This is a genomic window from Pseudomonas sp. 008, assembly GCF_016861935.1.
GTDB lineage: Bacteria > Pseudomonadota > Gammaproteobacteria > Pseudomonadales > Pseudomonadaceae > Aquipseudomonas.
Genome location: NZ_BOMA01000024.1, coordinates 1 through 17,742 on the forward strand (window position 1 = coordinate 1; position 17,742 = coordinate 17,742).

At 58.2% G+C, this 17,742-nt stretch carries 20 protein-coding genes; 13 read left to right on the forward strand and 7 right to left on the reverse strand.

What is annotated here, in order from left to right:
* Nucleotides 1–54: 54 nt before the first annotated feature.
* From JUI81_RS30445 to JUI81_RS30470, 6 genes are all read left to right on the forward strand, one after another.
* Nucleotides 55–477 carry a hypothetical protein gene (locus tag JUI81_RS30445; protein WP_172901179.1) on the forward strand — a complete coding sequence of 141 codons (423 nt, stop codon included), beginning with the start codon at nucleotides 55–57 and terminating at the stop codon, nucleotides 475–477.
* Nucleotides 478–693: 216 nt separating this feature from the next.
* Nucleotides 694–957, forward strand: coding sequence for a DUF2247 family protein (locus JUI81_RS30450; protein ID WP_275406307.1), 264 nt, complete (start codon nucleotides 694–696; stop codon nucleotides 955–957).
* Nucleotides 958–1,351: 394 nt separating this feature from the next.
* The gene (locus JUI81_RS30455) at nucleotides 1,352–1,513 is read left to right on the forward strand and encodes a hypothetical protein (protein WP_374707282.1); all 162 of its coding nucleotides are present in this window, start codon (nucleotides 1,352–1,354) and stop codon (nucleotides 1,511–1,513) included.
* A 360-nt stretch (nucleotides 1,514–1,873) separates the two neighbouring features.
* Nucleotides 1,874–2,869 (forward strand): isocyanide synthase family protein, encoded by a 996-nt coding sequence (locus JUI81_RS30460; RefSeq protein WP_096480013.1) that lies wholly within the window; start codon nucleotides 1,874–1,876, stop codon nucleotides 2,867–2,869.
* Nucleotides 2,869–3,585, forward strand: a complete 717-nt coding sequence (locus tag JUI81_RS30465) for an HAD family hydrolase (protein ID WP_096480014.1) — start codon at nucleotides 2,869–2,871, stop codon at nucleotides 3,583–3,585. The genes JUI81_RS30460 and JUI81_RS30465 overlap by 1 nt, the downstream gene beginning before the upstream one ends.
* 27 nt (nucleotides 3,586–3,612) lie before the next feature.
* Nucleotides 3,613–5,373 carry an L-tyrosine/L-tryptophan isonitrile synthase family protein gene (locus JUI81_RS30470; RefSeq protein WP_096480015.1) on the forward strand — a complete coding sequence of 587 codons (1,761 nt, stop codon included), beginning with the start codon at nucleotides 3,613–3,615 and terminating at the stop codon, nucleotides 5,371–5,373.
* A 72-nt stretch (nucleotides 5,374–5,445) separates the two neighbouring features.
* Here JUI81_RS30470 and JUI81_RS30475 read toward each other — a convergent pair whose 3' ends face one another.
* Nucleotides 5,446–5,739: a fructose-bisphosphate aldolase gene (locus tag JUI81_RS30475; protein WP_096480016.1), complete on the reverse strand. Its 294-nt coding sequence runs from the start codon at nucleotides 5,737–5,739 to the stop codon at nucleotides 5,446–5,448.
* A gap of 506 nt (nucleotides 5,740–6,245) precedes the next feature.
* On the opposite strand from JUI81_RS30475, the gene JUI81_RS30480 reads away from it, so the two are divergent.
* Nucleotides 6,246–6,668 (forward strand): HD domain-containing protein, encoded by a 423-nt coding sequence (locus JUI81_RS30480; protein ID WP_204125593.1) that lies wholly within the window; start codon nucleotides 6,246–6,248, stop codon nucleotides 6,666–6,668.
* A 100-nt stretch (nucleotides 6,669–6,768) separates the two neighbouring features.
* On the opposite strand, the gene JUI81_RS30485 is transcribed toward JUI81_RS30480, so the two are convergent.
* Complete coding sequence (locus JUI81_RS30485) at nucleotides 6,769–8,184, reverse strand: cytosine permease (protein ID WP_204125594.1); 1,416 nt, start codon at nucleotides 8,182–8,184, stop codon at nucleotides 6,769–6,771.
* 460 nt (nucleotides 8,185–8,644) lie between these two features.
* Between JUI81_RS30485 and JUI81_RS30490 the strand changes: the two genes are divergently transcribed.
* Nucleotides 8,645–9,556 (forward strand): LysR family transcriptional regulator, encoded by a 912-nt coding sequence (locus JUI81_RS30490; protein ID WP_105345738.1) that lies wholly within the window; start codon nucleotides 8,645–8,647, stop codon nucleotides 9,554–9,556.
* 15 nt (nucleotides 9,557–9,571) lie between these two features.
* On the opposite strand, the gene argE is transcribed toward JUI81_RS30490, so the two are convergent.
* The 5 genes from argE to JUI81_RS30515 form a co-directional block, all read right to left on the reverse strand.
* On the reverse strand, nucleotides 9,572–10,723 hold the full coding sequence (argE, locus tag JUI81_RS30495; RefSeq protein ID WP_204125595.1) for an acetylornithine deacetylase: 1,152 nt from the start codon (nucleotides 10,721–10,723) through the stop codon (nucleotides 9,572–9,574).
* Nucleotides 10,720–11,397, reverse strand: a complete 678-nt coding sequence (locus JUI81_RS30500) for a DUF1028 domain-containing protein (RefSeq protein ID WP_019579502.1) — start codon at nucleotides 11,395–11,397, stop codon at nucleotides 10,720–10,722. Before JUI81_RS30500 ends, argE begins: the two co-directional genes overlap by 4 nt.
* Before the next feature lie 156 nt (nucleotides 11,398–11,553).
* Nucleotides 11,554–11,970, reverse strand: coding sequence for a RidA family protein (locus JUI81_RS30505; RefSeq protein WP_018930235.1), 417 nt, complete (start codon nucleotides 11,968–11,970; stop codon nucleotides 11,554–11,556).
* Nucleotides 11,971–11,994: 24 nt separating this feature from the next.
* A complete protein-coding gene (locus tag JUI81_RS30510) occupies nucleotides 11,995–13,305 on the reverse strand; it encodes an NAD(P)/FAD-dependent oxidoreductase (protein ID WP_204125596.1) in 1,311 nt (436 codons plus the stop codon).
* A 678-nt stretch (nucleotides 13,306–13,983) separates the two neighbouring features.
* On the reverse strand, nucleotides 13,984–14,760 hold the full coding sequence (locus tag JUI81_RS30515) for an NAD(P)H-dependent oxidoreductase (protein WP_204125597.1): 777 nt from the start codon (nucleotides 14,758–14,760) through the stop codon (nucleotides 13,984–13,986).
* Between the two features lie 85 nt (nucleotides 14,761–14,845).
* On the opposite strand from JUI81_RS30515, the gene JUI81_RS30520 reads away from it, so the two are divergent.
* The 5 genes from JUI81_RS30520 to JUI81_RS30540 all read left to right on the forward strand — a co-directional run bounded on the left by JUI81_RS30520 (nucleotide 14,846) and on the right by JUI81_RS30540 (nucleotide 17,726).
* Nucleotides 14,846–15,739: a LysR family transcriptional regulator gene (locus JUI81_RS30520; RefSeq protein ID WP_239077744.1), complete on the forward strand. Its 894-nt coding sequence runs from the start codon at nucleotides 14,846–14,848 to the stop codon at nucleotides 15,737–15,739.
* A 95-nt stretch (nucleotides 15,740–15,834) separates the two neighbouring features.
* Entirely contained in the window at nucleotides 15,835–16,623 is a 789-nt protein-coding gene (locus JUI81_RS30525; RefSeq protein WP_018930239.1) for a DeoR/GlpR family DNA-binding transcription regulator, read from the forward strand.
* A gap of 61 nt (nucleotides 16,624–16,684) precedes the next feature.
* Nucleotides 16,685–16,921 (forward strand): hypothetical protein, encoded by a 237-nt coding sequence (locus JUI81_RS30530; protein ID WP_007942075.1) that lies wholly within the window; start codon nucleotides 16,685–16,687, stop codon nucleotides 16,919–16,921.
* A gap of 123 nt (nucleotides 16,922–17,044) precedes the next feature.
* Nucleotides 17,045–17,272, forward strand: coding sequence for a hypothetical protein (locus JUI81_RS32340; RefSeq protein ID WP_007942076.1), 228 nt, complete (start codon nucleotides 17,045–17,047; stop codon nucleotides 17,270–17,272).
* Between the two features lie 58 nt (nucleotides 17,273–17,330).
* Nucleotides 17,331–17,726, forward strand: coding sequence for a DUF5329 domain-containing protein (locus JUI81_RS30540; RefSeq protein WP_050438307.1), 396 nt, complete (start codon nucleotides 17,331–17,333; stop codon nucleotides 17,724–17,726).
* The last annotated feature ends 16 nt before the right edge of the window (nucleotides 17,727–17,742 follow it).

Consider the following 17,742-nt stretch of genomic DNA (forward strand, 5'->3'; position numbering starts at 1 on the left):
TTCGCGATTTGCAGCCGAAATTGAAGCTATAATTGGGCGACGAGCTCGGCGGGGATGCCCGGGCAGACCGAAAAAGCACTAGATTTTTTAGATGGAAAACGTGGTCTGTCCCCGTTTATACCCGTTTATATACCCGTTTATACTCTTGGGATTGATTTAATGAAAGATTTCGGACTGATGGGTATTAAGCTGGAGCCGACCCTGCTCTGGGGGGGCACGCCTCTATTTAGCTTGGATGATGCGATTAAACTGTTGGGGTTTTGCGAGCAAAATGACGCCGCAGTGCTCGGAATTGAAGGCTTTAAAATAGCAGGAGGCAAAAGAGTTCCTGATATGGACTGTATTGCTGACTTTTCCACTCTGGTTGCTGTAGCCGGGAGAGAATTTCCGACAGCATCCAGAGAAGCAGCTAAATTGTTTATTGAATCGATCGCAGATAGCGATGTGTTTTTGGAGTTTGTTCTAGTCAAAGCTTAATAAAGCAAGAGAGGGCGGATCTAATTGTTTGTTATGTCCCATCTTCAATAAATATTGCGACAAGAAAGTGGGCGGATTTATTTATTTGGTTGTGGTGCGCGCCCCAGAAAATAGATCTGTCCCGGGGAATAAACGGGGACAGACCACGTTTTTTGGGAGCAGGGCAGTGCTCTTTCGATTAAACGTGGTCTGTCCCTGATTTCCAGTGATGATGAGTTGCTTGGGGTTGTCTCAAAACAAATAAAAATATCAGATGATGTCGCTGATATGGATAAGTGGCGTTTGGCTTTTTTACTGTGTATTGATTTGTCAGGCGATAGTGATGAGCGCAAGATTGATAGACTTCAGGAGGTTTATGCGGATTTTGGTTATCCAGAAGATATGGCTTTATGTAGCATCTATTCTCAAGGTAGTGCTTGTCCGCTTGTCGTTATGCGTGAAGTTGTAGGGGAGTTGAAGGCGGAATTTTTTATTGATTAGTTTGCAGAGGTTGTAAAAAAGGGGGCACCCATTAGCCTTGAGTCGAGATCGGCTAGTGGGCGTCCCCTTTTTTGTTCTGGCTCCTTTTTTGTTCCTATGAGTTCTCAAAGTGGTCGTGAAGTAAACTATATGATCTACAAAACATCCGAGGCGGCGATGAGTCGCGCACCAAGCATGGTGATTCCAAAATGACTAGTGTTTACGATTTATATGGTACAGAGACTCTAGATCTAAAATTTCTTAGGAGTAGGTTGGAGGTGGCTATAGTGGAAAACGTGGTCTGTCCCCGTTTATAAACGGGGAATAAACGGGGACAGACCACGTTTTTTGGGAGCAGGGCAGTGCTCTTTCGATTAAACGTGGTCTGTCCCTGATTTCCCTTGGACGTTGGTGCATTGAAGCTGTAGCTGCTGTTGAGGTTTTTGGATTGGATGACAGCCAATGCTTGGGACATCCGCATTATCCAGGCGATTTACTGCGTCCCAACGGCCCGAGCACACATTTGCATTCGCAAGAAACAAAGGCACGGAGTTGGCTTAGATTCTTTGGTATTTAAAAGTAAGCTAGGGGAGATGACTCGAGATAAGGAAAGGACAGATCCCTTCGTCTCAGGAGGAGGGATTTCTAACTCGGGGTGAAAACGGGGACAGACCAGATTTATCGAGGGCTGGATAATGCTCCTTCAATTTAATCGTGTTCTGTCCCCGTTTCCTTCTTGTGTGGCCGCAGTATGGCCTTGCCAGCCTGGACGTTGCATGAGCCTGTGTGAGGGTTTTTCGGTGATTTTGGTGCCGTAATATTCCGGATTGCCACGATTGACAGCCCTCACAACTTGTAGGAATTTAGCCGCCCGCAGGTAAGGGATATCTGCTGATGGCCAAAAGATGGCCGTTGTTCACAACACAAAGGATTGTCTATGCAAGGTTCAAACACCGTTGCTCAACAGGTGTGCGGTCAGCTGGTGCACGAGCATCAGAACACCCCACACATGAACATTGCCGAGCAAATCCTCGAATGCCTGTTTCGCCGTCGTAGCCTCGCCCCGGGGCAGGATCACGAACTGTCGTCGCAGGTGCTGGAACCCCATCTGACCAAGGTCATGCAGGCGGTCGAGAGCGGTCGCAAGATTGAAATGGTCTTGCCAGCCTTTCCCGGCAAATCGCCCAGCCGCAAGAAAACCCTGAGTCATCTGCCCGATCTTGCTGAACATCATGCTATCGATGAGTTAAACCGCCTGTGCACAGAGATCCAGGAGATCTACGCACCGGGGGCGCTGATTCATATCTGCTCCGATGGCTATGTGTTCTCTGACTTGGTGCATGTTCCCGATTCCGACGTCAAGGCCTACACCGACGCTATTCAGGACTACGCCGAACAGCACTATCCCGGCACGTTCGCCCATTTCGACCTCCGGGATGCCTACCCTCAGCTGGATTGTCTGGACGCCATGCGTGAGGAGATGATGATCGAGCACGGTCAGTCATTGATCTTGTTGCAGCAGCGCTTCAAGGATGATCCGCACATGATGTTGATGTACTGCGGCATCCATCGCTTTCTTTCCGAGGATTACTCGGGACTGAAAGTATTCGCTGGCATGAGCCTCAACGCAGTGAAGAAGGTCGCCAAACCGGCCTCTCAGCGGGTGATCCAGCGCAGTGAAGCCTGGGGTGCGCTGTTGCAGGCGCGTTACCCGCATTGCCTGCGTCTGTCGATTCACCCGCAGCTGGCGGTCTCGACGAAGATCGGTATCCGGTTGGTGCCAACCAGTGACCTGTGGCGTACGCCCTGGCATTCGGTGGCCATCAAGCGACGGGGTGTGGTCACGCTCGAAAAACGCAGCAATGTCGATGAGCGCTATCACCGCCTGGTGTTCCGCAAGGGGCGTCCTTGTCACTACGCCAGTGCTCAATGATGACGTCTCGGTTACGGGTCGAAGCCGTACTCTTCGATTTGGACGGGACTCTGGTCGATACCTTGCCCGATATCACCTGGTGCTTGAACCAAGTGCTGCTCGAACACGGTTGCCCGGCGCTGACCTCGGAAACAGTGCGCGGATACATCGGCGGCGGCACCACGGCGATGAGCGAGCGGGTCGCCGCGCAGTTTGGCATAGTCGATGCGGTCGCCTTGCACCAGCGCTATGTGGCGCTCTATCAGCACAACCTGGTTCAATTTTCCCGTCCATTCAGCGGTGTCTTGGAATTGCTCGAAGGCTGCCGACAGTTACAGCTACCGCTGGCTATCGTGACCAACAAGGCCGAGGAAATGGCGTTGCAGGTTTCCACAACGTTGCTGCCGCAGAATGCTTTCGGGCCAATTCTGGGGCATCGCGCAGGCAGGTCGCTCAAACCGCAACCGGAGGTGGCATGGGAAGCCGCCCGGCGGTTGTCGGTTGATCCGCAACGCTGCTTGTTCGTCGGTGACACGGAGATCGATCTGCAAACGGCCCGTGCTGCAGGCATGTATTCGGCGGCAGTCACTTGGGGCTATGGCCTGACACCAGACTTGCAGGCCCAGGCCCCGAACTTGTGCTGTGAACACCCGGCCGAATTGCTGCGCATTTTGCGGCAAGCCTGCGGGGCTGCGCATGCGTTCACCGAGCATGGCGACACCGTCAAATCCTATTGATACACACACCCTCAAGGAAGTTGTTCTATGGAACATAGAGACGCCTGGATCGCTGCCGTCAGCGATTTGCTGGCCGGTTATCTGCTCAAAGGCACGGATGATTGTTTCGACACACAAGGCAGGGCACACCTGGCGCTTCGATTGGGGCACTGCTTCGATCAGGGCCTGCCGGTGCGTCTGGTTTTGCCAGGCTTTCCCTGCAAGTCGCCAAACGCCAGCGACCAGACGTTCGGCGTGCTGCCGGACTACGGCGAGGTCATGGCCATCGAGCGCCTCGACCAACTCGGCCAAGCCATCGCCGCGTTGCACGCACCGGGCTGCGTGGTGTCGATCCTCAGCGACGGCACGACCTTCAATGACATCGTCGGCGTGGCCGACGACGTTCGCGCCGCCTACAACCGGGCGTTGCGTGAACTGTGCACCACCCACACGATTGAGTGGGTCAGCATGGAAGACCTGTTTCCCCAGGCCCAAAGTGCCGAGTCGGTTCGCGCCAGCCTGATCAAGCAGGCCCGTCTACCGTGGAAAAACCTTGGCGACCTGATCGAGCAGAGCCGCGACGATGAATCCCTCAGCCGGGCGCATGACAACCTCTGCAGTCACCTCTACAACGACCTGCGTCTGTGCCGCGAAGAAGGGCAGAGCGAGGACGAGTACCTGCAACAAATCAATTTCAAAGCCTACCAAATGATGTATCGCGGGCAGGCATTGAACGCGGCAGTGGACCGTTTCTTCGGCGATGACATTCGCTTGTCGGTCCATCAATACAGCAATGCCGGCCCCAAATTCACTTTCGGCCTGGCCGAAGGACTCAAGCGTGTGTACAGCCCCTGGCACGCCGTGCCGGTGTGCAACCTCGACGGCAGCCAAACCCTTCGCACCCGTGCTCAGGTCGACCTGGACCACCATGTGCTGGTCACCTATGAGGGGCGGCCATGGCTCTACCATCAAACAGAAAACCCGCAGGCCCAAGGCTTCGAGTACGAACTGCAAAAACTTCCGCTGTTTGGCCTGGTGGTGCGAGACACGTTGGGGCTGGGTTTCGAACGACTGTCCACCGGCCTGCTGGAAGCTCTGGTGGAAACCTTCGGTTTCGTCTGCCTCAAAGGCTGCCGTTTCGACGACCAGGATAGCTTTGCTCGCAGCTGCGAACGCTTCGGCACGCTCTACGAATGGGCCTTCGGTGCCGTCCACGTGGTCAAGCCTGCGGATAAACCCCAAGGTGTGGTGCACTCGCTGGAGAAAACACCGTTGCACTGGGACCTGAACATGCTGCCCGACAGCGACGCACAAGTTCAACGCAACCCGAAATTCTGCGCCAGCAAATTCATGCTGTACTGCAAGACCGCGCCGCAGCCGGGCGAGGGCCAGACCACCATCGTCGACAGCCGCAACGTACTGCGCAAAGTCGGGCAGCAAGTCGCCCGACAATGGCAGGGCGTGAACATCACCTACTACACCAAAATGACCTACTTCGGCGGCTCGCCGCGCATGTACAGCCTGGTGGACCACCACCCCCGCAGCGGCGAGCTCATCCTGCGCTACCAAGAGGGCACCGACTCGACATTGCAGACCTTGAGCCAGTCGGTTCAGGACCATGACGAGCAGGCTCAACAGGCGTTGCTGGAACAGGTCAATGCACTGGTTTATGACCCGGAGTGTTTGATTGCTCATCAATGGAGTGAGGGTGATCTGGTGCTGATCGACAACTATCGGACGCTGCATGGGCGGCTGCCGATGTCGGCGGGTTCTTCGTCGCGGGAGTTGTGGCGGGTGCAGGTTTACTGATTGTTGTTGTCAGAGTCGGAGCAGGAAGCAGAAAAACCGCAGTAATGCGGTTTTTCTACGACTGAAATTAAGTCACTGACCCTTGGGCGTATCAAACCCACGCTGCTCAATCACCCGAAACACATCACTCACATCCTGAACCATGATCCGCGCGATGTTGGTGACGGTGTTGATGTCGTTCTCGGCGTAGTCGGGGAGGCTGGTACAGGCCATCAGGTTCAGGTATTTGAGAACAGCGTTGAGCCGTTCGCTGAGGCAACTGTGGAGTTCACGCAGTGGGGCGTCGGCGTCGATGAGGAGGACGGGGTGGTCGGTGGCGAAATGGGACATTGGGGAGTAGTGGCGGAGCGGGTTTTGAGTCGTCATGGTGTTAATCCTAATAAAAGTAGAATTGCCACCGTTCTGCTGCGAAACAAAATGGGTGGCAGCTATGCGCGGGTTCGCAGACCGGAGGATTAACACCAGGACCCGGCAGACCCGAAGGTCTCCCACGCACAACCGCCATAAAACGATACGCAGCCGGGAGTCGGCCGTGCCTGACGGAACAAAGTGTCAATCTTAAGGGCTGCGAAACCCTATCGCCAACTGATGTCAGCGACAGACCCACTCTAGGCAGTGATTTTGATAGCCGCAATCGGGGTGTAGGACGCTCGGATGGTCATTTCGCAAAGTGGCTTTTCTCCACTCCATGGCGAAAACGCAGTAAAACCGGGCGTTGCGGTGTGTCTTAGGAAACGGGCTATCAGTGTTCGGGGTTGCTTCGCAGCCCAGCGGGAGCAAGCTCCCTCGCCACAAAGGGCAAATTCCTACATATTTTACAGACTTCAAAATCCTGACCGCGACGTCACGGCATTTAACCCAAGGAGAACCCCATGAGTCAGTCACTGGAACGCGCCATTGCCATCGCCGCCGCGGCGCATGAAGGGCAGGTGGACAAGGGCGGGGCGCCTTACATCCTGCATCCGCTGAAAGTGATGCTGCGGGTGAACACGCTGGAAGAGCGCATCGTCGCGGTATTGCATGACGTGGTCGAGGACTGCGGCGTCAACCTCGACGATCTGCGCAAGGAAGGCTTCAGCGAAGTGGTGCTGACGGCGATTGCGTCGGTAACCAAGGTGCCGGGTGAGTCCTACGAGGCGTTCGTCGAGCGCGCGGCACAGAACCCGATCGGGCGGGTGGTGAAGCTGGCGGATCTGGAAGAGAACAGCGACTTGTCGCGCATTGCCCAGCCGTCCTGGGACGATCTGGAGCGCGTGGAGAAGTATCGGCGGGCGATGGGGGTGTTGCGTTCGTAGCGGGTGTTGGCAACGCGTTGCGGATGTTCCACAGCAAGAACGGCTTGCCGGCGATGGTGCTTTTGAAGGCCTCATCGCGGGCAAACCTCATCCCACAGGGTTACAGACTGCTGGCCAGTTTTCCGGTAGACAGCCGACGTCTGTAAGCCGTGTCACGATTCGCCAACCACCAGTACAACGGCGAAGTCACCAACAACCCCACCACCCAGGACAAATCCGCCCCATTGATGTGCGCCGAGATCGGCCCGACGTACAACGGCGTATTCATAAACGGAATCTGCACCGCAATCCCTATCGCATACGCCAACAACGCCTGCGGGTTGTATCGGCCATAGATTCCGCCATCGACCTGGAAGATCGAATCAATGTCGTACTGACCTTTATGAATGGCATAGAAGTCGATCAGGTTGATCGCGGTCCAGGGCACCAGCACCACGAGCAACACCAACACCATGTCGACGAAGTGGCCGATGAAGTCGGCGGAGGCGCCGACGGCGGCGAAGCAGCAGGCGGCAAGGACGATGACCGAGAGGACGGCGCGGCTCTTGGCGGTGGGGATCCAGCGGTAGGCGAAGGTTTGTACCAGGGTGATCAGCGACAGCACGGCGCCGTAGAGGTTGAGGGCGTTGTGGCTGATGACGCTGAGCAGGAACAGCACGAGCATCAATGGGCCGATGGAGCCGGTGGCGAGTTTGACCGCGTCCATGGTGTCCATGCCGACGGGCGTGGCGAGGACTGCGACGGCGCCGAAGATGAACGACAGGCTGGAGCCGAGTGCCGAGCCCAGGTAAGTGGTCCAGAACGTGGCGGCGACGGGCACGTCTTCCGGCAGGTAGCGCGAGTAGTCGGACACGTAGGGGGCGAAGGCGATTTGCCAGAGCGCGGCCAACGATACGGTGGCCAGCCAACCGGAGATGTTGAAGTTGCCGCGGGTGAGGAAGTCGGCGGTCTGTATGTGGGTGAGGATGTAGCCGAAGCCCAGCACGATGCCGATGCCCAGCACCCAGGTGCCGATGCGGTTGAGCACGTGGATGAAGCGATAGCCGATGATGCCGATGATGCCCGACCCGAGCGCGCCGATGACGATGCCCACTGGCACCGGCACGCTGTCGACCACGCCGTGCAGGGACTTGCCGGCGAGGACGATGTTGGAGGCGAAGAAACCGATGTACATGATGCCGGCGATCAGCACCACCAGCAGGGCGCCGAGGGAGCCGAACTGGGCGCGGCTCTGGATCATTTGTGGAATGCCCATTTGCGGGCCTTGCGCCGAGTGCAGGGCCATCAGCACGCCGCCGACCAGGTGGCCGACCAGAATGGCGACGATGCCCCACACCAGGTTCAGCTGGAACAATTGCACGCCGAGGGCGCCGGTGACGATGGGCAGCGGCGCGATGTTGCCGCCGAACCAGAGGGTGAACAGGTCTCTTACCTTTCCGTGGCGATCTTCCGGGGGGACGTATCCAATCGTGTGTTTTTCGATGAGCGGAGCGGAGGGTGTTGTTGCGGTGGACATGGTGAACTCCAAGGCAAGGATGAGTACGTGGACGTACTTCGGTGAGCGCCGCGCGAGCGACGCTTTTCTTGTTGGAGCGATGATGTGCAATGCATCGGGATAGATAAATTAGTAAGTTTGTTGCTTCAGGCCTTAAAAAATATATGCCCGGGGTTTGGGTGTGTCGGGTATGTTCAGCCTTGATCCTGAGCGTCCTTGGATACTCCGTAATGCCTGGTTTTGTTACCTGTGGCGAGGGGGCTTGCCCCCGCTCGGCTGCGAAGCAGTCGTAAAACCGCTGCATGCGGTGTACCTGATACACCATGGTTGCAGGTTTTGGGGCCGCTTCGCGACCCAACGGGGGCAAGCCCCCTCGCCACAGAGTTGTGCGTCGACTGATCCCGCAGGCTTCGCCAGCTCTTACAGTGATTGTGTTCCGCGGAAGTTTTTTGATTTTGATGTGTTGTGTCTGGAGGTCCCCATGGCCGCTTACAACCTGCGACAGCTTCGATATTTCGTCACCACCGCCGATTGCGGCAGCGTGGCGGAGGCTTCGCGCAAGCTTTATATCGCGCAGCCGTCGGTGTCGACGGCGATCAAGCACCTTGAAGAAAGTTTTGGCGTGCAGCTGTTTATCCGGCATCACGCCCAGGGTGTTTCGCTGACGCCGAGCGGGTCGCGGTTTTATCGCAAGGCGCTGGAGCTGCTGCGGGTCGCGCATGAGTTTGAGCAGAACGCGCTGGCGGACAACGACGTGGTGGCGGGGCAGATCGATATTGGCTGTTTTGAAACGGTGGCGCCGCTGTACCTGCCGCGTTTGATCGCTGGTTTCAAAGAGCGTTGGCCAGGTGTGGAGATCCGCATTCGCGATGGCGAGCAGCAGGAACTGGTGCAGGCACTGACCGCCGGCAGCATCGACCTGGCGATGCTGTTCGAACACGATCTGGACAGCACGATTGAGACAGTGCCGCTGATGCCGCCGCAGCAGCCCTACGCCTTGCTGCCGGCGGATCACCGCTTCGCGCAACAGGCGAAAGTGTCGCTGAATGACCTGGTGCTGGAGCCGATGATTCTGCTGGATGTGGTGCCGAGCCGGACCTACTTCGTGAGCATCTTTGAAGAGCGTGGGCTGACGCCACACATCGTGTTCAGCTCGCCTTCGATCGAGATGGTGCGGGGGATGGTCGGGCGCGGTTTTGGCTTTTCGATTCTGGTCACCAAACCGTTTTCCGAATACACCTATGACGGGCAGAAAGTCGTGTGCATACCGCTGGCCGAGACCGTGACCGGTTCGGGTTTGTCGGCGGCCTGGTTGAGAAGGGTGCAGTTGACCAAGCCGGTACAGCTGTTCGTGGATTACTGCCAGGAAGAACTGGCCCGACTGTACACCTGAGCGTCGGGCCAATGATCAGCGGCTGATTGATAGCAGCATCCGTTGCAGCATTTGGTCGCAGCCGTTCAGTTGTTCAAGGCTGACAAACTCGTCCGGCTTATGCCCCTGATCCATGCTGCCCGGACCGCAGACCACCGTCGCAATACCGGCCGCGTCAAACAGACCGCCCTCGGTGCCGAACGCCACCGTACCGAATTCCCGCGAGCCGGAAAACGCGGCGATCAGCTCAGCGGCTTGGCTGTGCGCATCGGTTGCCAAACCGGGATAGGCCGACAACTCACTGAAGCGGATTTCACTCTGATCACTCACGGCGCGCATGCGCGGTAGAACTTGTTGCTCGGCGTAGGTCTGCAATTCCTGCGCAACGAGGCCAGGGTCGTGTGAGGGCAGGGCGCGAATTTCAAAGTCGAAGCGGCAATCGGCGGGGACGATGTTCAAGGCTTTTCCGCCGGAGATGACGCCGGTTTGCACGGTGCTGAACGGCGGATCGAAACGGGCGTCGTGATGCTCCGGTGCCTTGAGCCTGTGGCCAATCCGCCCCAGTTCGCCGATCAGTTCGGCAGCGTATTCAATCGCATTGACCCCGAGTGGCGCGTACGCTGAATGGCAGGCTTCGCCATGAATGTCGCAGCGCATCGCCAGCTTGCCCTTGTGGCCGAGCACCGGTTTGAGTTCGGTGGGTTCGCCAATGATGCAGAGCATCGGTTTGACCGGGCGCTGTTCGAGGGCTTTCAAAAGCGAACGAACGCCGAGACAGCCGACTTCCTCATCGTAGGACAGCGCGATGTGCACCGGCAGTCGCAGCGAGGCCTTCACCAGTGACGGCACCAGGGCGAGTACGCAGGCGATGTAGCCTTTCATGTCCGCGGTGCCGCGACCGTACAGGTTGCCGTCGCGTTCGGTGAGCTGGAATGGCGCGACGGTCCACGGCTGGCCGTCGACGGGCACCACATCGGTGTGCCCCGACAACACGATGCCCGGCTGATCCGCCGGGCCAATGGTGGCGAACAGATTGGCCTTGCTGCGCTCGTCGTTGTAGATCAGTTCGCAAGGCACCTCGAATCGGGCGAGGTAGTCGCGGACGAACTCGATCAGCTGCAGATTTGATTCGCGGCTGGTGGTGTCGAACGCCACCAAGGCTTCAAGCAAATCGCGGCTGCTGCTCATCGGTCGTCTCCGGCGACACCGTAGCCAGGGGATTTGTCGGGGGCGAGGGCGCGGTCGATGTAGTCCTTGACCTGTGGGCGATAGGCGTCCCACAACTGCTGCAATTTGCCTATCGGATCTTCATCAGCCCAATCGACCCGCAGGTTGATAATCGGCCAGGTCAGTTCGCCAACCACTACAACGGCAGCCGAATGCACCGGCCCGGCTTCACCGCCTGCGACCACCGCCGCTTTCATCGCGGTGAGCAAGCGATCGGTCAGTTGGCCCTCGCCATGTTCGTACGCCTCGACCATGGCCTCGATCACGGCTCGGTCCGCGAGCATGTTGCCGGCGGCCACGCATTGCTCGCCCGACACGGCGTTGTGGTTGCCCAGGGTTTCTGAGCCGCTGAAATGCGCGGTGCGACCGAGGTGGTCAATCGCCGTGATTTGTCGGTATTGGCTGTAGCCGTTGCGGGTCAATGCCTTGTCCAGCGCCTCGGCAGGTGCGAGGCCTTGTTCCATGAGGGCGAGGGTTTCCGGGCCGAGGGATGGCAGGGTGATATTTTGTGTGGAGACCGCGCCGACACCGGGCAATAGCCAGGGGCAGCGGGCGCCGACGGCGATGCTTGAGGAACTGATTGCAATGCCGAACTGACCGGTTTCGGGGCAACGGGCGGCGATGGAGAAGGTCATGGTTTTGCTCCTTGGTTGGCCTTGGCAAAGTTGTTGTCTGTGCGGGCGTCTTCGCGAGCAAGCTTCGCTCCTACAGATGATCAGGGTCGTTCATGAAACAGCGATCTACTGTAGGAGCGAAGCTTGCTCGCGAAAGCCGCGACTCGGTCTACCTGCTTACTCAGGAATCACCGCAATCACATCAATCTCCATCAGCCACTGCGGCTGCCCCAGTGCCGACACCACCAACCCGGTGGAAATCGGAAACACCCCTTTGAGCCACTTGCCCACTTCCCGATAAACCGGCTCGCGGTAACGCGGGTCGATCAGGTAAGTGGTGGTTTTGACGATGTGGCTGAGGTCGCTGCCAGCTTCTTCCAGCAACTGTTTGACGTTGCGCATGGCTTGCTCGGTTTGCGCACGCGGGTCGCCGAGGCCCACCAGGTTGCCTTCGAAATCGGTGCCGACCTGGCCGCGAACATAAACGGTGTTGCCGGCCCGCACGGCCTGGCACAGGTCATTGTCCAGGCTCTGGTTCGGGTAGGTTTCCTTGGTGTTGAACATGCGAATACGGGTATGGGTTGGCGTGGACATCTGAGGCTCCTGAAGAACTATTCGTTAAGCGCTGACGGTGGTTTTATGCGCGACGGGGGCGGTTTCAGCTTCGCGTTGCAGGGCATCGCGGTAGTCGTGGTATGAGCGCTGAATGGCGATCTGATCAGCCACGTACTTGGCGTCGTGCCAAACACCCCAGATGAACGAAGAGCCGCGACGGGACTGCCACGGCAGGCCGAGGAAATACACCCCAGGCTCGCTCGACACTCCGCGCTGATGCTGCGGCTTGCCGTTGTCGTCGAACGCGTTGACCTTCAGCCAGCTGTAATCCGTGGCAAACCCGGTGGCCCAGATGATCGACGTCACGCCAGCCTTGGCCAGGTCGAGTTCAAGAATCGGGTTGGTGACGCAATCCGGATCCGGGAAGGTATGCCGCGCCTCAGGTTCTTCCGGCAGGTCCAGGCCATTGCGCTCGACGTAGGCGTCGGCGGCATTGAGCAGCGCCAGATAGTTCTCATCGCCGCGTGCCAGGTTGTCGGCAAGGTTGGGCTGGAACGTCGCCACGCTGCCATTGAACGATTGGGTCAGACCCACCAGCGTCATTCCGCGATGGGCTAGCCCACGGAAGTCCACCGTACGGCCACCATGCGCGCCGCTCACCGCGATGGTCACGTGTTCCCGGCCGGGTTTCATCGCGGCCTGATCCCACTCGCCGAGCACGCCCAGCCACCAGCAGAAATCACGGTTGCGATAGGCGCGAGGAGGGCGATCGTGCGCACCCACCGAGAGGTAAACCTGCTTGCCGGCACTCTGTAATTCATCGGCGATCTGCACCCCGGACGAGCCGGCGCCCACCACCAGCACGGCGCCCTCTGGCAGTTGCTGCGGGTTGCGGTATTCGGCGGAGTGGATCTGGGTGAATGGCTGATCTTTCGGTGCGATCGGCGGAATAACCGGACGCTGGAAAGGTCCGGTGGCGGCCACTACGCGGTTGGCCTCGATCACGCCTTCGGAGGTTTCAATGGTGAAGCCTGGACGGCCGACATTGCGCTCGACTTTCTTCACGTCCACGCCGGTGCGGATGGGGGCGTTGAACTTCTTCGCGTAGGCTTCGAAATAATCCGCCACCCGTTCTTTCGGGGCAAAGCCGTCGGGGCTGAGATCGTCGAACTCAAGGCCCGGAAACCGATCGTGCCAGGCCGGGCCGTTGGCCACCAGCGAATCCCAACGACCGCTGCGCCAGCGTTCGGCGATGCGGCTCCGTTCCAGTACGAGGTGAGGCACGCCGAGTTTGCTCAGGTGTTCACTCATGGCCACGCCAGCCTGACCGGCGCCCACAATCAGCGTATCTATTTTTGTTTTTTCAGTGGTCATCTCTATACCCATCGAAGTTGGAATCAGGTCGGTTGTGGCCTGCCATTTCTTGGGTCAAGACTAGGGATCACCCCTGGAACGGTAAAATATTATAAAACTGGCATTTGAATACAAATTACCGATGTAGCGCCTGCAAAGATCGCGGGCGTGTTGGAGGTAGCACGGAAGCCCGTCTCGCGGCGTTAGTATTTTTCCATTTACCCATCATTCCCCTTGAAAATAATCAGTCTAAAAACCCCGACCCAGGCTTCGCATGGTTTGCTATTCTGAGGTTGTAGGTGAAGACGCAGACTGATGCGCAAAGGGATAGCGAGGAGGCGTGGGGCGCGCTCCCAAGGGTACACGGTTAGAAAGATCTCCGCGCTGAGATCCAGCCCTTATGCCGTGTGAGGCAGAACAGCCCAAAGCTAAAAATCCTGTTCTGTGAGAGGCCCGATAAATCTCGTAAGCCAGAGACCAGCACTGGCCACCTACATCGAATTCCAAAGCCCGCGTTGTGCGGGCTTTTTCGTATCCGCCGTAGCAGCTGTCGAGCCTGCGAGGCTGCGTTCGGCTGCGAAGCAGTCGTCAAACCAGAACTCGCGGTGTGTCAGGCAGACCGCGTCGGCCGGATTCACGACTGCTGCGCAGCCGAACGCAGCCTCGCTAGCTCGACAGCTGCTACAACGAGTGTGTCGCCTATCTGACGTGAGCCGCAAAGCCCGACTGATCCGCAGCAATCTCATCACGCAACGTGAGTTGCGGAATGTCATACGCCCCTGAATTTTGCGCCCGGAAAGCAATCGGCGCGGTTTCCCAGAGGTCATCCAGCCGTTGGCCGAGCGCCTCACAAGTTGCTGAAAATCTCGCCTCATCCATTCGGCTGGTCCGATAGATCACGAACGGTGGCAGCACGTCGAAGCCGGGGTAGAACAGTACGCCATGCTGGATCGGGAATAGCACATCGTCGATCGGCCCATTGATGCCCCGTGGGCTGTAATGAGATTCCCAGCCACCCGTGGTGACGATCAACATCGCCCGTTTGCCCGCCAGCGTGCCTTCCCCGTAACGGTCGCCCCAGCGCGCATCGGAATGCTCCCCTACGCCGTAGGCAAAACCATAGGCATAGACGCGTTCCACCCAGCCTTTGAGGATCGCCGGCATCGAGAACCACCACAGCGGAAACTGCAGAATGACGGTATCGGCCCAGAGCAGTTTTTCCTGTTCGAGGACGATGTCCTGTCGTTGCCGGCCTTCTTTGAAGGCACGCTTGGAGTCTTGCGACGGATCGAACCGTGCGTCGGCAGGCCGGCCGAAACTGTCATCGGCGTCCAGCGAGGCTTTCCAGTCCATCGCATACAAATCGGAAACCTGTACCTGGTGGCCGGCAGCTTCCAGGCGTTTGACGGTAAAGTCCTTGAGCGAACCGTTTAATGATTTGGGTTCGGGGTGGGCGTAAACGAGCAGAACATTCATGGCTGAGTCTCCGTTGTCAGAAGCCAGCAGAATCAGGTCTTACCCGGTATATTGGAAATGAATAACCAATATGCCAGGTATTGTCATGAATAATCTGCGACGTCTGGACATCAACCTGCTGCTGACGCTTGATGTCCTGCTCTCGGAACACAACGTGACCCGTGCGGCGCAACGCCTGAATCTGTCGCAACCTTCGGTGAGCGTTCATCTCGCCAAACTGAGGGATATTTTCAACGATCCACTATTGCTGCCAGGGCCTCGGGGCATGCGGCCCACGGCCCGGGCCGATGAGTTGCGCGAGCCGTTGCGCCAGGCACTGGAAGCCCTGGAGCGCGCGGTGTCGCCCGCCAGTCCTTTCAACCCGGCCGAGGCACGGCAGACGTGGAATGTCATGGCGTCGGACTACGGCGAGTCGACCATCATCTTGCCCGCGTTGGCCGGGCTGCGTTCGGCTGCACCCGGTACGCGTCTGGCGGTGTTTGACCTGATGCCTTCACAGCTGGCCAAACAAGCGGAGCAAGGGGCAATCGACCTGGCGTTTCATACCACCGAGGATGCTCCCCCAGGCTTGCGACGTCGTGCATTGTTTACCGAACGCTATGTGTTGGTGGGGCGTACTGGCCATCCGTTGTTGAAAAAGCGACCGACACTCGCGCAGTTCTGTGAACTCGACCACGTCATCGTATCCCGGGATGGCGGGGGCTTTCAGGGTGTCACCGACCAGGCGCTTTCCCTGCTGGGCATGGCGCGCCGGGTGGTGCTTTCGCTCCCCCATTTTCTGTTTGTCCCGTCGGTGGTGGAGAGCACCGATATGGTCGCGATGCTGCCAGCGCGCCTGGTTCGCGATACGCATGCCTTGGCGATGATCGAGCCTCCCCTTGAAGTTCCGGGATACGAGATGTCGATGCTCTGGCCCGAGCGCTGTCACCGCGACCCTGGGCATCAATGGTTGCGTGAGTTCATCGTGAGTGCCTTGTGATGGGTATCAATCAAACACAATCCCTTGTGGGAGCGCCTTGTGTTCATTGAGGTGTTTGGCTAATCTCGCACAAACACGCAAAAACAGGCATAACCATGCACGCTGAGCATTCCTCCGCCGAACTCCCCCAACTGCGCCGCCAAAAAATCCTGCTGATCCTCGAACGTGACGGCAAGGTCATGGCTTCCGAGCTGAGTCAGCATTTCGCCGTGTCCGAGGACACCATTCGCCGGGACCTGTCGGAGCTGGCCAGTGCCGGGCTGGTGCAGCGGGTGCACGGCGGGGCGTTGCCGCGTCCCAAGGACACGGGCAAGGATTACTTCACTCGGGTCAGCGAAACCGACGAGGTGAAAACCCGGTTGGCGCAGCTCGCCGCGCGCCGGGTCAAGGACGGCCAGATCGTGATGTTCGATTCCGGGAGCACCACGCTGCAGATCGCACGCTCGCTGCCCACTGACATTGTCATCACGGCCGTCACCGCGTCGCCGATGATTGCGATCACCTTGGCCGAATACAAAGGCATCACGGTGATCGTCGCCGGTGGTCAGCTCAATCCCGCGACTATGTCCTCCAGCGGCCATGAAACCTTGCGGCTGATCGAGGGCATCAAGGCCGATCTGGTGTTCACCGGGGTCTGTGCCATTCATCCGGAAGTCGGCCTCAGCTCGCTGCATTTCGATGAAGTGCCGGTGAAGCAGGCGATGCTCGCCAGCGCCTCCCACGTGATTGCCGTGACCACCGCGGACAAGCTGGGGGCGGTGGAGCCCTTCGTGGTTGCGCCTTGCGCCCGTGTGCATACGCTGATTACCGAGCGTCACGTGGCCTCGGGCAATCTTGAGGATTATCAAAAACTGGGGATCGAGGTGGTGCAGGTAAGCGTCTGAGCGTCATCGCGCTCGGCGCCGCATGGGTTACGCTGATAGCAACGACGGGAGGAATGCAGTCATGACTGAGCGCCATATAACCCACTCGGAAACGCTGTCGAACGGATGCACGATTGAGGTTAAAGCCGAGATTTTGAGAGACGGTTCGCTGAAGATGTTCATGGGGGTCTATTGGCCGGACGGCTCGGCCATCGTTGAGGACAAACACCCCTCGCCGCATCTGCTGGACATGGAAGCGGCGATGGAGTGGGCCATCGAAAAAGCCAAAACCATCGGTAACAGCCAGAGAACGCTTTAAGGCCCGGCGATAACGGAATCATTGATCGGCTTGAGGGTCGTAATTATGGGTTTGAACGCACTGCGATCGATTCGCCGCTAGCGTCACCTCATCCCCGTAGTTCTGACCTTTTAGGACGTTAAAATGAAGCGCACCGCGATAATGACCCTGGCCATTGCAAGTACTCTCCTGCTGGGAGGTTGCTTTCCTTACTGGGAAGAGGGAGACAGGTACGATCGGGATCACCGTGAATACCGTCGCGACCATGACCGTGGCTATTATTACCGTGATGATCGTGGGTATGACCGGGATTACGATCGTCGTGATGATCGCCGTCGGCACCGCGATCATGACGACCGAGACGACGATTGACCTGTCTGCGCCCAGCTCCAGAGCGGCCATCACCGCTCTGATCTCCTGAGGAGTAACCATGCGAATGACTGGGCATATTGTTGCACCCCTCACTCAATGGCTGATGGCGGCCGGTATCGGCCTGACCGTCGTGGTGTTCAATGCACAGGCACAAATCCCACCTCAAGCCACTCAGGAAATAAACAGCTTGCTGGACTTTGTCGAGCACAGTGAATGCCGGTTTGTGCGCAACGGCAGCGAATACGGCGGCCCTCAAGCCCGGGCGCATCTGGAGAAGAAGCTGGAGTACCTTGAAGAACAGGACAGGGTGAACAGCGCCGAAGACTTCATTGAGCTGGCGGCCACCCAAAGCAGCATGAGTGGCCGCGCCTATGAAGTGCGCTGTCCGGCAGGCATACAACCGGCCAACCTCTGGTTGAAGACCGAGCTACAGCGGCAACGGAAACTTCATTGATGGTCTTGTCGGCGCG

What these genes read in the sequence shown, in the direction of transcription:
- JUI81_RS30525 (WP_018930239.1), top strand. Translation starts at nt 15,835, where the DNA reads ATGCACGCTGAGCATTCCTCCGCCGAACTCCCCCAACTGCGCCGCCAA.
- JUI81_RS30475 (WP_096480016.1), bottom strand. Translation starts at nt 5,739, where the DNA reads ATGACGACTCAAAACCCGCTCCGCCACTACTCCCCAATGTCCCATTTC.
- JUI81_RS30510 (WP_204125596.1), bottom strand. Translation starts at nt 13,305, where the DNA reads ATGACCACTGAAAAAACAAAAATAGATACGCTGATTGTGGGCGCCGGT.
- JUI81_RS30470 (WP_096480015.1), top strand. Translation starts at nt 3,613, where the DNA reads ATGGAACATAGAGACGCCTGGATCGCTGCCGTCAGCGATTTGCTGGCC.
- JUI81_RS30490 (WP_105345738.1), top strand. Translation starts at nt 8,645, where the DNA reads ATGGCCGCTTACAACCTGCGACAGCTTCGATATTTCGTCACCACCGCC.
- JUI81_RS30460 (WP_096480013.1), top strand. Translation starts at nt 1,874, where the DNA reads ATGCAAGGTTCAAACACCGTTGCTCAACAGGTGTGCGGTCAGCTGGTG.
- argE (WP_204125595.1), bottom strand. Translation starts at nt 10,723, where the DNA reads ATGAGCAGCAGCCGCGATTTGCTTGAAGCCTTGGTGGCGTTCGACACC.
- JUI81_RS30530 (WP_007942075.1), top strand. Translation starts at nt 16,685, where the DNA reads ATGACTGAGCGCCATATAACCCACTCGGAAACGCTGTCGAACGGATGC.
- JUI81_RS30540 (WP_050438307.1), top strand. Translation starts at nt 17,331, where the DNA reads ATGCGAATGACTGGGCATATTGTTGCACCCCTCACTCAATGGCTGATG.
- JUI81_RS30500 (WP_019579502.1), bottom strand. Translation starts at nt 11,397, where the DNA reads ATGACCTTCTCCATCGCCGCCCGTTGCCCCGAAACCGGTCAGTTCGGC.
- JUI81_RS30445 (WP_172901179.1), top strand. Translation starts at nt 55, where the DNA reads ATGCCCGGGCAGACCGAAAAAGCACTAGATTTTTTAGATGGAAAACGT.
- JUI81_RS30505 (WP_018930235.1), bottom strand. Translation starts at nt 11,970, where the DNA reads ATGTCCACGCCAACCCATACCCGTATTCGCATGTTCAACACCAAGGAA.
- JUI81_RS32340 (WP_007942076.1), top strand. Translation starts at nt 17,045, where the DNA reads ATGAAGCGCACCGCGATAATGACCCTGGCCATTGCAAGTACTCTCCTG.
- JUI81_RS30485 (WP_204125594.1), bottom strand. Translation starts at nt 8,184, where the DNA reads ATGTCCACCGCAACAACACCCTCCGCTCCGCTCATCGAAAAACACACG.
- JUI81_RS30520 (WP_239077744.1), top strand. Translation starts at nt 14,846, where the DNA reads ATGAATAATCTGCGACGTCTGGACATCAACCTGCTGCTGACGCTTGAT.
- JUI81_RS30515 (WP_204125597.1), bottom strand. Translation starts at nt 14,760, where the DNA reads ATGAATGTTCTGCTCGTTTACGCCCACCCCGAACCCAAATCATTAAAC.
- JUI81_RS30480 (WP_204125593.1), top strand. Translation starts at nt 6,246, where the DNA reads ATGAGTCAGTCACTGGAACGCGCCATTGCCATCGCCGCCGCGGCGCAT.
- JUI81_RS30465 (WP_096480014.1), top strand. Translation starts at nt 2,869, where the DNA reads ATGACGTCTCGGTTACGGGTCGAAGCCGTACTCTTCGATTTGGACGGG.